This is a genomic window from Sphingomonas sp. CBMAI 2297, from assembly GCF_029870595.1.
Classification (GTDB): domain Bacteria; phylum Pseudomonadota; class Alphaproteobacteria; order Sphingomonadales; family Sphingomonadaceae; genus Sphingomonas.
On record NZ_JAPDIR010000012.1, the window covers coordinates 86,582 to 98,879 of the forward strand.

12 protein-coding genes are annotated in these 12,298 nt (G+C 68.7%); 7 read left to right on the top strand and 5 right to left on the bottom strand.

Annotated elements, in window-relative coordinates:
- Positions 1–31 precede the first annotated feature (31 nt).
- The 4 genes from OMP43_RS16615 (at position 32) to OMP43_RS16630 (ending at position 3,173) form a co-directional block, all read left to right on the top strand.
- Positions 32–1,012, top strand: a complete 981-nt coding sequence (locus OMP43_RS16615; protein WP_280280646.1) for a type II secretion system F family protein — start codon at positions 32–34, stop codon at positions 1,010–1,012.
- 4 nt (positions 1,013–1,016) lie between these two features.
- Complete coding sequence (locus OMP43_RS16620; RefSeq protein ID WP_280280647.1) at positions 1,017–2,021, top strand: type II secretion system F family protein; 1,005 nt, start codon at positions 1,017–1,019, stop codon at positions 2,019–2,021.
- Positions 2,022–2,087: 66 nt separating this feature from the next.
- Positions 2,088–2,651: a hypothetical protein gene (locus OMP43_RS16625; protein WP_280280648.1), complete on the top strand. Its 564-nt coding sequence runs from the start codon at positions 2,088–2,090 to the stop codon at positions 2,649–2,651.
- Positions 2,652–2,663: 12 nt separating this feature from the next.
- Positions 2,664–3,173 carry a hypothetical protein gene (locus tag OMP43_RS16630; RefSeq protein ID WP_280280649.1) on the top strand — a complete coding sequence of 170 codons (510 nt, stop codon included), beginning with the start codon at positions 2,664–2,666 and terminating at the stop codon, positions 3,171–3,173.
- 280 nt (positions 3,174–3,453) lie between these two features.
- Here OMP43_RS16630 and OMP43_RS16635 read toward each other — a convergent pair whose 3' ends face one another.
- The 5 genes from OMP43_RS16635 to OMP43_RS16655 all read right to left on the bottom strand — a co-directional run bounded on the left by OMP43_RS16635 (position 3,454) and on the right by OMP43_RS16655 (position 10,172).
- Entirely contained in the window at positions 3,454–3,966 is a 513-nt protein-coding gene (locus OMP43_RS16635) for a hypothetical protein (RefSeq protein WP_280280650.1), read from the bottom strand.
- Entirely contained in the window at positions 3,963–6,626 is a 2,664-nt protein-coding gene (gene ppdK, locus OMP43_RS16640; RefSeq protein ID WP_280280651.1) for a pyruvate, phosphate dikinase, read from the bottom strand. The genes OMP43_RS16635 and ppdK overlap by 4 nt, the downstream gene beginning before the upstream one ends.
- Before the next feature lie 143 nt (positions 6,627–6,769).
- Positions 6,770–7,246, bottom strand: coding sequence for a hypothetical protein (locus OMP43_RS16645; RefSeq protein ID WP_280280652.1), 477 nt, complete (start codon positions 7,244–7,246; stop codon positions 6,770–6,772).
- Positions 7,243–9,282 (bottom strand): glycine--tRNA ligase subunit beta, encoded by a 2,040-nt coding sequence (gene glyS / locus OMP43_RS16650; RefSeq protein WP_280280653.1) that lies wholly within the window; start codon positions 9,280–9,282, stop codon positions 7,243–7,245. The genes OMP43_RS16645 and glyS overlap by 4 nt, the downstream gene beginning before the upstream one ends.
- Entirely contained in the window at positions 9,279–10,172 is an 894-nt protein-coding gene (locus tag OMP43_RS16655) for a glycine--tRNA ligase subunit alpha (RefSeq protein ID WP_280280654.1), read from the bottom strand. The genes glyS and OMP43_RS16655 overlap by 4 nt, the downstream gene beginning before the upstream one ends.
- 116 nt (positions 10,173–10,288) lie before the next feature.
- On the opposite strand from OMP43_RS16655, the gene OMP43_RS16660 reads away from it, so the two are divergent.
- The 3 genes from OMP43_RS16660 to OMP43_RS16670 all read left to right on the top strand — a co-directional run bounded on the left by OMP43_RS16660 (position 10,289) and on the right by OMP43_RS16670 (position 12,203).
- Positions 10,289–11,173 carry a TraB/GumN family protein gene (locus tag OMP43_RS16660; RefSeq protein WP_280280655.1) on the top strand — a complete coding sequence of 295 codons (885 nt, stop codon included), beginning with the start codon at positions 10,289–10,291 and terminating at the stop codon, positions 11,171–11,173.
- 221 nt (positions 11,174–11,394) lie between these two features.
- Positions 11,395–11,727 carry a metalloregulator ArsR/SmtB family transcription factor gene (locus tag OMP43_RS16665; RefSeq protein ID WP_167301130.1) on the top strand — a complete coding sequence of 111 codons (333 nt, stop codon included), beginning with the start codon at positions 11,395–11,397 and terminating at the stop codon, positions 11,725–11,727.
- Positions 11,724–12,203, top strand: a complete 480-nt coding sequence (locus tag OMP43_RS16670; protein ID WP_280280656.1) for an SRPBCC domain-containing protein — start codon at positions 11,724–11,726, stop codon at positions 12,201–12,203. Before OMP43_RS16665 ends, OMP43_RS16670 begins: the two co-directional genes overlap by 4 nt.
- The last annotated feature ends 95 nt before the right edge of the window (positions 12,204–12,298 follow it).

Consider the following 12,298-nt stretch of genomic DNA (forward strand, 5'->3'; position numbering starts at 1 on the left):
GCGCAGGTTACGCAAGCGGAGTTGGTGCGGCGTGGAGATGCTGCCGGTATTGATGCTCGCTGGAGGCACTTTCGTGGTGCTCGCGCTGATGGTGCTCGCCTTTTCGGGCCCGTCGGCCGAGCGGGCGGGCGCGCGCCGGGTCAAGACGATGCGCGAGCGCCATGTGGTGAGCGCCGTCGGCGCCAACGCGATGGAGGCGCAGATGCGCCGCGTCGCCGCCGCCCGCGCCACGCGCATGGACGTCACCGCCGCGCGCTTCCTTCCCAATCCGGCGCTGCTCCAGAAGCGGCTCAGCATGACCGGCAAGCCCTGGACGCTCGGCCAGTATATGATGGTGAGCGCCGGGCTCACGCTGGTGCCCGCCGGGCTGATCATGCTCCAGGGCCTGCCGATCCTGCTGGGCCTGGGCGTCGGCCTGTTCCTGGGCGTCGGCCTGCCGCACTTCGTGGTCGGCTTCTTCATCAAGCGCCGCATCGCCCGGTTCACCGCCAAGTTTCCCGACGCGATCGAGCTGCTCGTGCGCGGGCTGCGCTCGGGCTTGCCGATCACCGAGACGATCGGCGTGGTCGGCCAGGAAGTCGACGGCCCGGTCGGCGAGGAATTCCGCGCGGTGAGCGACAAGATGAAGATCGGCAAGTCGCTCGACACCGCGCTGCAGGAAACCGCGGACCGGCTCGGTACGCCCGAATTCCAGTTCTTCACCATCACCATCCAGATCCAGCGCGAGACCGGCGGCAACCTGGCCGAGACGCTGGCCAACCTGGCCGACGTGCTGCGCAAGCGCGCGCAGATGAAGCTGAAGATCAAGGCGATGTCGTCGGAATCCAAGGCATCGGCGCTGATCGTCGGCGCGCTGCCCTTCATCGTCTTCGCGCTCGTCTGGTTCATCAACAACAACTACATGGCCAATTTCTTCGCGGATCAGCGCCTGATGATCGCCGGCGGCGGCGGCCTGCTCTGGATGGGCATCGGCGCCTTCATCATGGCCAAGATGGTCAATTTCGAGATCTAGCGGCATGAACCCTCCTTCCCCCGGCCCCACGCTGCTCGGCGTCGACGTCATCTCGGTGGCGACGATCCTCTCGGCCGTCGCCGCCTTCGCGGTGCTGCTGGCGATCTACGCCGCCACCACGGTGCGCGATCCGATGGCGAAGCGAGTCAAGTCGCTCAACGAGCGCCGCGAGCAGCTGAAGGCGGGCATCACCGCCTCCACCTCGAAGCGCCGCGCCAAGCTGGTCCAGAAGAACGAGACCACCGACCGCATCCGCTCGCTGCTCTCCTCGATGAAGGTGCTGCAGGACAGCCAGGTCAAGCAGGCGCAGACCAAGCTGCTCCAGGCGGGCATTCGCCGCAAGGAATTCGCGGTCGCGGTGATCTTCGGCCGCCTGGTGCTGCCGATCGTGATCGGCGGGCCGGTGCTCTATCTGGTCTATGGCACCACGATGTTCGCGGACTGGAGCCCGCTCAAGGCCTATGGCCTGGTCGCCGGCAGCTTCATCCTCGCCTACAAGTTCCCGGATCTCTATCTCAAGAACAAGATCCAGAAGCGCAGCGCGGCGATCCGCAAGGGCCTGCCCGACGCGCTCGACCTGCTGGTGATCTGTGCCGAAGCGGGACTCACCGTCGATGCCGCCTTCGCACGCGTGTCGAAGGAGCTGGGCAAGGCCTATCCCGAGCTGGGCGAGGAGTTCCAGCTCACCGCGATCGAGCTGGGCTTCCTCACCGATCGCCGCCAGGCCTTCGAGAATCTCGCCGAGCGCATCGACCTGGATTCGATCCGCGGCGTGGTCACCACCATGATCCAGACCGAGAAATACGGCACGCCGCTCGCTTCGGCGCTGCGCGTGCTCTCGGCCGAGTTCCGCAACGAGCGCATGATGCGCGCCGAGGAAAAGGCCGCGCGCCTGCCCGCGATCATGACCGTGCCGCTGATCCTGTTCATCTTGCCGGTGCTGTTCGTCGTGATCCTCGGCCCCGCCGCCTGCTCGATCAACGATGCGCTGATCTCGAAGGGCCCTTAACCTTTCCGGTGGCGCGGCCTTCCCGGGCGGGATAGTTTCCCGCCAGACTAAGGGGAGGTCGACTCGATGCATGATTTGCCGTTCCAGACGATCACGCAGGTCGCAGGCTTGGGCCTTACGCTGATCGCCGGCTGGTTCCTGGGGCTCGCCAGCCATAGCGGCGGCCGCAAGTGGCGCGAGCGCCTCGAGGAGGCGGAGACCGAGAATGCCGGCTATCGCGACCGCGCCGAAAGCGATCTGCGCGACGCCGCCCGCCGCATCCGCGACCTCGAGGCCGAGAATGCCCGGCTGAGAGCCGCCGCGCCCGTTGCCGCTCCGGCTCCGGCTCCCGTTGCCGCACCCGCGCCAGCCGCCGAGCCGGAGGGCCACTCGACCGCCACCGTGGCGGCAGCCGCCGTCGCCGGCGCGGCCGCCGGTGCGGCCGTCACCCATGCGGTGGAGCAGCACGCCGAGCCGGCACCGGCCGAGCCGGCCCCCGAGCCCGCCCCCGTGGAAGCGGCGCATGTCGAGGCCGCGCCGGCAGAAGCTGCGCCCGTGGCGGCGGCGCATGCCGACCCCGCTCCCGCCGCGCCGGCGCACGACGCGCCGGCGGCGGAGGCCGAGCCGTCGCATCCCGAGCACGCGCACTAGGGCCGCCGGACCATGGCGCTTCCGTTCGAGACGGCGACGCAGTTCGCGGCGCTGGGGCTGACTCTGGTCGGCGGCTGGTTCCTGGGCCTGGCCAGCCGCTCCGGCGGCGCCAAGTGGCGCGAGCGCTATCAGGACGAAGAGCTGGAGCATGCCCGCTATCGCGACGAGGCCGAGGAGCGCATCCGCGCGCTCCAGGCCGAGCTGGCGACCGCGCGCAGGCAGGCGCCGGCGCCTGCTCCCGTGGTGGAGGATGCGCCCGGCGCCGGCTGGCGCGGCTGGTTCGGCTGGGGCCGCGACAATCTCGCGCGGATCAAGGGCATCGACGAGGCGCGCGAGAAACGGCTCAACGAGCTGGGCATCAAGACCTATCGCGAGATCGAGAAAATGGCCCCCGATGACGAGGCCGCGCTGGAGCAGCGGCTGGAGATCGCGCCGGGCACGATCGCCGGGCAGGGCTGGCGCGAACAGGCCGCGCTGCTGCGCGCCGGCAACGAGCGCGAGCATGCGGAGAAGTTCGGCTGAGGCGAGCGAAGGCGCGGCCGGACTGCGGGCTCGGCTGCGGAAGCCGGGCCGGCTGGATTCTGTTCGGCAACCTGGCCGTCATATAAGAGCCCTTGGCTAGGGCCAGGATTCGATCGGCAAACCCCGTCGTCCCCGCGCAGGCGGGGATCCAGAGCCAGGGGCGGATCGCACCGGGCTAGGCCCAGCACTCTCCGGAAAAGCGTTCGCGGGATGGCATCGCTGTCCTGCGCTACCCCGCCCTCCTGCGCGGGGACGACGGGGGCGAAGATGCGCCCCCAACCTAGCGCCGCACGGGCAGGCCGAGCAGCGCGGGCGCGTAGTTCTCGATCACTTCGGCCAGCGGGCGGCCCTGCCCGTCCAGCACGATCGCCCGTTGCCGCAGGACATGGGGGGCGACCGATCCATCCTCGCGCCGAGTCGCGATGTCCAGGGTGCGACGGCTGGGCGCGAGCGGTCGGATCGCCGCGCCGAACGGCGCGTCGCCGGCCAGCGCCGCATTGATCCCAGGCGTCAGCCGGGCGGGCACATACCAGTTCTCGGCGATCGACAGCGCCACCGCGCCGCACTTCAGCACGACACTGCGATAGGCGACCGGCTCGGCCGGGCCGACGCCCAGATCCGCGCGCTGCTCGGCCGTGGCCGGCTTCCGTCCGGCGCGATCCACCTCGGCGCGGATCGGCTCGGCGCAGCGGCGCTGGAGCACCGCCGTCGCGCTATTTGCCGCCAGCAGCTCCCGGCGGAGCGCGTCCACCGGGTCCGGCTGGAGCAGCGGCAACAGCGCCGCGAGGATCATCCCCGGCGCAGCGCCGCCTGCGCCGCCGCCAGCCGGGCGATCGGCACGCGATAGGGCGAGGCCGAGACGTAATCGAGCCGGGTCTCCTCGCAAAAGGCGATACTGGCCGGATCGCCGCCATGCTCGCCGCAGATGCCGAGCTTGATGTCGGGCCGGGTTTCCCGGCCGCGCTCGGCGGCGATCGCGATCAGCTCGCCCACGCCCTCCACGTCCAGGCTGACGAACGGGTCCTTGGCGTAGATGCCCTTCTCCACATAGGTGGTGAGGAACTTGGCCGCGTCGTCGCGCGAGACGCCGAGCGTCGTCTGGGTCAGGTCGTTGGTGCCGAAGGAGAAGAAGGCGCCCACCTCGGCGATCTCGCCCGCGCGCAGCGCCGCTCGCGGCAGCTCGATCATCGTGCCGACCAGATAGTCGATCCGGCGCCCCGTCTCGGCGAACACCGCCTCGGCAGCCTTGTCGACCACCGCCTTCATCAGCTGCAATTCCTTGGCGGTGGCGACCAGCGGGATCATCACTTCGGGAATCGGCGCCTCGCCCGATTTCTCCGCGACCGCCACGGCCGCCTCGAAGATCGCGCGGGCCTGCATCTCGTAGATCTCGGGATAGGTCACGCCCAGGCGACACCCGCGATGGCCGAGCATCGGATTGAACTCGTGCAGCTCGGCCGCGCGGCGCTTCAGCGTCTCGACGTCGAGGCCCGCCGCCGCCGCCACTTCGGCGAACTCGGCTTCCTCGTGCGGCAGGAACTCGTGCAGCGGCGGATCGAGCAGGCGGATCGTGCAGGGCAGCCCCGCCATCACCTCGAAGATCTCGGCGAAATCGCTGCGCTGCTCGGGCAGCAGCTTGTCAAGCGCGGCGCGGCGGCCGGCCTCGTCGGCCGCCAGGATCATCTCGCGCACGGCGGTGACGCGCGAGGGCTCGAAGAACATGTGCTCGGTGCGGCAGAGGCCAATGCCCTCCGCGCCGAAATCGCGCGCGGTGCGGCAATCGAGCGGAGTCTCGGCATTGGTGCGCACCTTCAGCCGGCGCTTCGCATCCGCCCATTCCATCAGCGTGCCGAAATCGCCGGCCAGCTCGGGCTGCACGGTGGGCACCGCGCCCAGCATCACTTCGCCGGTCGCACCGTCGATCGTGACGAGATCGCCTTCGCGAACCTCGCGGGCGCCGACGCGGAACAGCTTCTCGCGCGCGTTGATCGCCAGCGTGCCCGCACCCGAGACGCAGGGACGCCCCATGCCGCGCGCGACCACCGCCGCATGGCTGGTCATGCCGCCGCGCGCGGTGAGGATGCCCTTCGCCGCGTGCATGCCGTGAATGTCCTCGGGACTGGTCTCGACGCGGATCAGGATCACCGCCTCGCCCGCACCGGCGCGCTTCTCGGCGGTGTCGCTGTCGAACACCGCGATGCCCGAAGCCGCGCCGGGCGAGGCGGGCAGGCCCTTGGTGAGCACGTCGCGCGGCGCATTGGGATCCAGCGTCGGGTGGAGCAGCTGGTCGAGCGCGGCGGGATCGACGCGCAGGATCGCCTCGTCCCGAGTGATCAGCCCCTCGCTCGCCATGTCGACCGCGATCTTGAGCGCGGCCTTGGCGGTGCGCTTGCCCGAGCGGGTCTGCAGCATCCAGAGCTTGCCGCGCTCGACGGTGAACTCGATGTCCTGCATGTCGCGATAATGCTTCTCGAGCGTCTCGAAGACGGCGGCGAGCTGCGCATAGACTCCGGGCATCGCCTCTTCCATCGAGGCGGGCCTGGCGCCCGCCTTCTCGCGGGCGGCCCTGGTGAGATATTGCGGGGTGCGGATGCCGGCGACGACGTCCTCGCCCTGGGCGTTGATCAGGAACTCGCCGTAATAGGCGTTCTCACCGGTCGAGGGATCGCGAGTGAAGGCCACGCCCGTCGCCGAGGTGTCGCCCATGTTGCCGAACACCATCGCCTGGACGTTGACCGCCGTGCCCCAGTCGCCCGGAATGTCGTTGAGGCGGCGATAGACCTTGGCACGCTCGGACTGCCACGAGCCGAACACCGCGCCGATCGCGCCCCAGAGCTGGTCGTGCACGTCCTGCGGGAAGGGCTTGCCCCACAGCTCCTGCACCAGCGCCTTGTATTCGGCGACCAGCGCCTGCCAGTCCTTGGCGCTCAGCTCGGTGTCGAGGCTGTAGCCGCGATCTTCCTTGGCGATCTCCAGCGCTTCCTCGAAGCGGCCATGATCGAGTTCGAGCACCACGTCGGAATACATCTGGATGAAGCGGCGATAGCTGTCCCAGGCGAAACGCGCGTCACCGCTGATCGCGGCGAGGCCGACGACGGTGGTGTCGTTGAGGCCAAGGTTGAGCACCGTGTCCATCATGCCGGGCATCGATGCGCGCGCGCCCGAGCGGACCGAGACCAGCAGCGGATCGCCGGCGTCCCCGAACTTCTTGCCGGTGATCGCCTCGATATGGGCGATGCCGTTCGCGACTTCGGACTTCACGCTATCGGGGAAGATGCCGCCCTGGTCGTAATAGACCGCGCACATCGGCGTGCTGATCGTGAAGCCGGGAGGCACCGGCAGGCCGATCGAAGCCATGCCGTCGAGATTCGCGCCCTTGCCGCCGAGGAGATTCTTGTCGCCCTTGCCCCCGTCCGACACACCGCCGCCGAAGCGGTACACATATTGCGTCATGCAAAGCCCTTCGTTCGTTGGGGCCGCCTACCGCAGGTGCGAACAGGGGGAAACCCGCTGACTACGTTGTCATAGCGCAAGTTTTGCTATGATTGGGGACAAGTGACGAAGACACCGGTTACCCAATATAAATGCCGGGGCCATTAGCCTTTTGCCGCTTCCGTCTTGTCCCGCTGACGCTCGAGGAGCGCATGGCCGAGCGCGCCGACGAACAACAGGTCCGGCACTTCGCCCGCAAGCTTCACGCGCACCCGCTCGCCCACCAGCCTGCGCTCGCGCTCGACCGACTGCACGCGTGCCCAGGGCACGTGGATGGTCGGATGAAAGGGGCGGAAGATCAGGAAGGGGCGCAGCCAGAAGCCCGATTCCGCCGTCCAGCCCTCTACCGAGGACCCATAGTTGGGCGAACGCAGCGATCCGCCGATGTTGAGCGACACGAAGCGCCAGCGCCGCGCGGAATAGGGCGGATCGGACGTGGCGGGATAGGCGCGGGCGACCTTGCGCCATCCCTGGTTCGCGATCAGGGCGATGATCGCAAGCCAGAAGAAAGGGAAGAACAGGAGGAACAGCGCGGCGAAGAGTTCCGGCGAAACCGGAAGCCCCTGCCCCGCCGCGCTCATCCCTCGATCTTCGAGAAATCGGCGACGTTGTTCACTGCGTCGCGGATGCGGGCGAGCAGGGCAAGGCGCGCGTTGCGCTTCTGCTCGTCCGGATCGTTGACGGTGACGTCGTCGAAGAAGCTGTCGATCGGTGCGCGGAGCGAGGCGAGCGCGGCCATGGCGCCTTCGAAATCCTCCGCCGCGATCGCCGCCTCGGCCTTGGGCTCGGCGGCATCGAGCGCCCCGATCAGCGCAGCCTCGGCGGGCTCGGCTTCATAGATGCCGGTGTCCGCGACTTCGCCGGGGACCCAATTCTCCTTCTTGAGGATATTGGCGGCGCGCTTGTAGCCGGCGAGCAGGTTCCGGCCCTCTTCCGACGTGACGAACGCCTGGAGCGCCTTCACCCGGGCAAGCAGCCGGACGAGGTCGTCCTCGCCGCCCAGCGCGAACACCGCGTCGATCAGGTCGTGGCGGACGCCGGCTTCACGCTGCTGGACCTTGAGGCGGTCGGCGAAGAAGTCGAGCACGTCCTGGCTGACCGACTTGGCGAGCGGGAAGCGCAGGCCGTTGTCGAGGATCAGCGCGATCACGCCCAGTGCCGAGCGGCGGAGCGCGAACGGGTCCTTGGAGCCGCTGGGCTTCAGGTCGACGCCGAAGAACGCCGTGATGCTGTCGAGCTTGTCCGCCAGGCTCACCGCCAACGTCACCGGCGCGCTGGGCACGTCATCGCCCTGCCCGACCGGCTTGTAGTGATCGCGGATCGCCTCGGCGACCGCCGCCGGCTCGCCCTGGGCGGCGGCGTAATAGCCGCCCATCAGGCCCTGGAGCTCGGGGAACTCGCCGACCATGCCGGTGACGAGATCGGCCTTGGCGAGGCGCGCGGCGCGCTCGGCCTGGTCGGGGTCCGCCTTGACCACGCCCTGTTCCGCCAGCCACCGCGCCAGCTTGGCCACGCGGTCGACCTTGTCGGCTACCGTGCCCAGCTTCTCGTGGAAGACGATCTTGCCGAGCTTGGGCGTCAGCGCCTCGAGCCGGGTCTTGAGATCGGTCTCGTAGAAGAAGCGCGCATCGCTCAGCCGCGCCGCGAGCACCTTCTGGTTGCCCTCGACGATCTTCTCGCCGCCGTCGGTCGCGTCGATGTTCGCCACGCAGACGAAGGCATTGGCGAGCTTGCCCGCAGCGTCGCGGCAGACGAAATATTTCTGGTTCACGCGCGCGGTGAGCTGGATCACCTCGGGCGGCACGTCGAGGAACGCCGGATCGAAGCGGCCGAGCAGCGGCATCGGCCATTCGGTGAGGCCGGCATTCTCGTAGAGCAGCCCCTCGTCCTCGATCAGCGTCAGGCCGGCCTTCTGCGCGGCCATCTTGGCGCCCAGCGCGATGATGTTGCGGCGCTCGGCACCGTCGACGATCACATGGCAGGCGCGCAGCTTCTCGATATAATCCGCGGCCGAGCCGATCGTGATCCCGCCCGGATGGTGGAAGCGGTGGCCGACAGTGACCGAGGCGCTCTTCACCCCGGCGATCTCCACCGGCACCAGTTTGTCGCCGAGCAGCGCGATGATGCCCTGGAGCGGGCGCACCCAGCGCAGGCTCTCGGTCGATTCCGAAGCGGCGCCCCAGCGCATCGACTTGGGCCAGGGAAAGGCAGTGACGACATGAGTGATCGCGCTGGCGAGCACCGAGCCGGCGGCGATGCCCGGCCGGTCGATCACCGCGAACAGCAGCTTGCCGCCCTTGCCGTCGTCGCGCTCGACCAGCTGCTCGCGGCTGAGCCCGGTCGAGCGCAGGAAGCCCTCGATCGCCTGGGCCGGCGCATCGGCGCGGGGGCCCTTGCGCTCCTCGCTGGCGGCCGCGGTCATCGCCGCCACGCCGCGCACGATCAGCGCGAGGCGGCGGGGAGTCGCGTAGCTCTCGATGCTCTCGAACGGCAGGTTGAGCGCCTTCAGCCGCGCCTCGAACAGCGCGGCCAGATCGGTGCGGGCCTTTTCCTGCATGCGCGCCGGAATCTCCTCCGAGCGGAGTTCGAGCAGGAAGTCTTCGGTCACGACGCTCATACCGTCCACTCCGGGTACTTGGCGTTCCAGGCGGGCGTCATGTGCTGGATCCAGGCTTCGCAGCTGCCCTTGGCCAGATCGCGGACGCGGCCGATATAGGCCTGGCGCTCGGCGACCGAGATCACGCCGCGGGCCTGCAGCAGGTTGAACAGGTGGCTGGCCTCGATCGCCTGCTCATAGGCGGCGATGGGGATGTTGTTGGCCAGGCAGTTCTCGCATTCGGCGACTGCCTTGCGGAAGCCGTCGAACAGCATCTCGGTGTCGGCGACCTCGAAATTATATTTCGACATCTGGCGCTCGTTCTCGAGGAACACATCGCCATAGGTCACGCCCGCATCGTTGAAGGCGAGGTCGAACATCGAATCCTTGTTCTGGAGATACATCGCCAGGCGCTCGAGCCCATAGGTGAGCTCGCCGGCGACCGGCTTGCAGTCGAAACCGCCCATCTGCTGGAAATAGGTGAACTGGGTGACCTCCATCCCGTCGCACCAGACTTCCCAGCCCAGGCCCCAGGCGCCGAGCGTGGGGCTCTCCCAGTCATCCTCGACGAAGCGGATGTCGTGCCGGGTGAAGTCGATGCCGATCGCCGCCAGCGAGCCGAGATACAGGTTCTGCAGGTCGGGCGGGCTCGGCTTCAGGATCACCTGATACTGGTAATAATGCTGGCCGCGGTTCGGGTTCTCGCCATAGCGGCCGTCGGTCGGGCGGCGGCAGGGCTGGACGAAGGCCGCGTTCCACGGCTCGGGGCCGAGGGCGCGCAGCGTCGTCGCCGGGTGGAAGGTGCCCGCGCCCATGCGCATGTCATAGGGCTGGAGGATCACGCAGCCCTTCTCCGCCCAATAGTCATGGAGCGTGAGGATCATGCGCTGGAAGCTGAGAGGCTCTGCCATAGCCCCGCGCTTTGGCGCCTCCCCTCCTGCCGGTCAATGCCGGTCAATCCCGCACCGCCGCGGCGCTGGATCGGGACGCGGTTCGCGGCTACCGGTTGGCGATGATCGCGAGCCCCATGATCCGCCGCCTGCTCCCCGCATTGCTGGCGCTGACCCTTTGGGGCTGCGGGCAGCAGCCGCCTGCCCCGGCCGAGAAGGCCGATCCGGCGCTGTGGGTGGTCAAGGACGACGATACCACCATCTATCTGTTCGGCACCGTCCATGTGCTCAAGCCCGGCATCGCCTGGTTCCAGGGCGGAGTGAAGCAGGCGTTCGACAGGTCCGACACGCTGGTGCTCGAACTGGTGATGCCGCCCGATGCCGAGATGCAGAAGATCGTCGCCGAACTCGGCACCGCGCAGGGCGGCCCGTCCCTGCCCGAGCAGCTCCCCCCGGCGGAGGCGGCCCGGATGCGCGCGGCGCTGCCCGAATATGGCATGTCCCCCGATTCGCTCGACCGCGCCGAGCCCTGGCTGGCGGCGACCCTGCTCTCGGTGATGCCGCTCCGCCAGCTCGGCTATGACGACAAGCAGGGCGCCGAGCGGGTGCTCACCGACGCCGCCAGGGCCGGGGGCAAGCAGATCGAAGGATTGGAGACCGCGCGCCAGCAGCTCGGCTATTTCGATGCCTTGCCCCTGCCCGCCCAGCGCAAGCTGCTGATCGAGACGATCGACGACCTGCCCCGGGCCGGCAGCAAGATCGACCGCGCGGTCGCCGCCTGGCGCAAGGGCGATGCCGAGGGGCTGGCCAAGCTGGTCAACGAGGACATGGCCGGCGCTCCCGAAGTGACCGAGGCGCTGCTCGTCCGCCGCAACCGCAACTGGGCCGACTGGATCCAGCGGCGGATGGCCCGGCCCGGCACCGTGTTCGTGGCGGTGGGCGCCGGGCATCTGGCAGGCGAGGCCAGCGTGCAGGCCGAGCTGGCCAAGCGCGGCCTCAAGGTGGAGCGGGTTCCCTCCTAGGTTGAGGACTCACATTCCCCCTTCGTCACCCCGGCCTTGCGCCGGGGTCCCGCTGTCTCGCCAGCACAAGAAGAAGCGGGATCCCGGCGCAAGGCCGGGGTGACGGGGTTGGTCGATCGAAGGCGCGCCCCCGCCCCTCGCCAAAGGCAGCGAGTCACCACGGGATTGACATCGCCCGAGCCTTAATCTAACTAATAGGTTATATAACTGATGAGTTAGATATGGACCGACTGAGCAATACCTTCGCCGCCCTGGCCGATCCCACCCGCCGCGCGATCCTGGCGCGGCTGGCGCTGGGCGAGGCTTCGGTGGGCGAGCTCGCCCAGCCCTTCGCGATGAGCGGGCCGGCGGTGACCAAGCATCTGAAGGTGCTCGAGCATGCGGGGCTGATCTCGCGCAGCCGGGTCGCGCAGCAGCGCCCGGCCAGGCTCGAGCCCGCCGCGCTCAAGGCGGCGAGCGACTGGCTCGCCGAATATCGCCGCTTCTGGGACGCCAAGTTCGACGATCTCGACGCGTATCTCGCTGAACTGCAACGAAATGGAGAGAGCAAATGACCATGACCGAAATCGGCGTCGGCTATGAAGTGACGATCGACCGCATCTTCGCGGCGCCGCGCGAGCTGGTGTTCGACTGCATGACCAGGGCCGAGCATCTCGCCCGCTGGTGGGGTCCCCATCATTTCGACGTGCCCTTCGCCGAAAGCGATGCGCGGCCGGGCGGCAAGATTCGCCTCGATATGCGCGGGCCCGAGCCCTATGGTACCAACCCGGTACACGGCGAATATGAAGTGGTGGACCGCCCGGATCGCCTAGTGATGGTCCTGCGTGCCTTCCAGGGCGCGGACGGCAGCTGGGGCATCGAGCACCGCACCACCATGGCCTTTACCGACGCGCCCGGCGGCACGCGCATGCACATGACCACGGTGGTGCTGCAGGCGAGCGAGGAGCTGCTGCCGGCGCTGGCGGGCATGAAGGAAGGCTGGAGCCAGAGCTTCGAGAAGCTCGAAGCGGTGCTGCCGGAACTGGTGTGATCGTTTCTCCCTCTCCCCACGAACGGGGAGAGGGAGAATGCGCGCCTTGCTTTTCCCCCGCTCCCCCGCTATGCGCGCGCCTTCCGTGCCAGGGT

Bases quoted from the DNA above. Each gene is read 5' to 3' on its own strand.
- OMP43_RS16655 (WP_280280654.1), bottom strand. From the start codon at position 10,172: ATGGCAGAGCCTCTCAGCTTCCAGCGCATGATCCTCACGCTCCATGAC.
- OMP43_RS16635 (WP_280280650.1), bottom strand. From the start codon at position 3,966: ATGATCCTCGCGGCGCTGTTGCCGCTGCTCCAGCCGGACCCGGTGGAC.
- OMP43_RS16665 (WP_167301130.1), top strand. From the start codon at position 11,395: ATGGACCGACTGAGCAATACCTTCGCCGCCCTGGCCGATCCCACCCGC.
- OMP43_RS16670 (WP_280280656.1), top strand. From the start codon at position 11,724: ATGACCATGACCGAAATCGGCGTCGGCTATGAAGTGACGATCGACCGC.
- ppdK (WP_280280651.1), bottom strand. From the start codon at position 6,626: ATGACGCAATATGTGTACCGCTTCGGCGGCGGTGTGTCGGACGGGGGC.
- OMP43_RS16645 (WP_280280652.1), bottom strand. From the start codon at position 7,246: ATGAGCGCGGCGGGGCAGGGGCTTCCGGTTTCGCCGGAACTCTTCGCC.
- OMP43_RS16630 (WP_280280649.1), top strand. From the start codon at position 2,664: ATGGCGCTTCCGTTCGAGACGGCGACGCAGTTCGCGGCGCTGGGGCTG.
- OMP43_RS16625 (WP_280280648.1), top strand. From the start codon at position 2,088: ATGCATGATTTGCCGTTCCAGACGATCACGCAGGTCGCAGGCTTGGGC.
- OMP43_RS16660 (WP_280280655.1), top strand. From the start codon at position 10,289: ATGATCCGCCGCCTGCTCCCCGCATTGCTGGCGCTGACCCTTTGGGGC.
- OMP43_RS16620 (WP_280280647.1), top strand. From the start codon at position 1,017: ATGAACCCTCCTTCCCCCGGCCCCACGCTGCTCGGCGTCGACGTCATC.
- glyS (WP_280280653.1), bottom strand. From the start codon at position 9,282: ATGAGCGTCGTGACCGAAGACTTCCTGCTCGAACTCCGCTCGGAGGAG.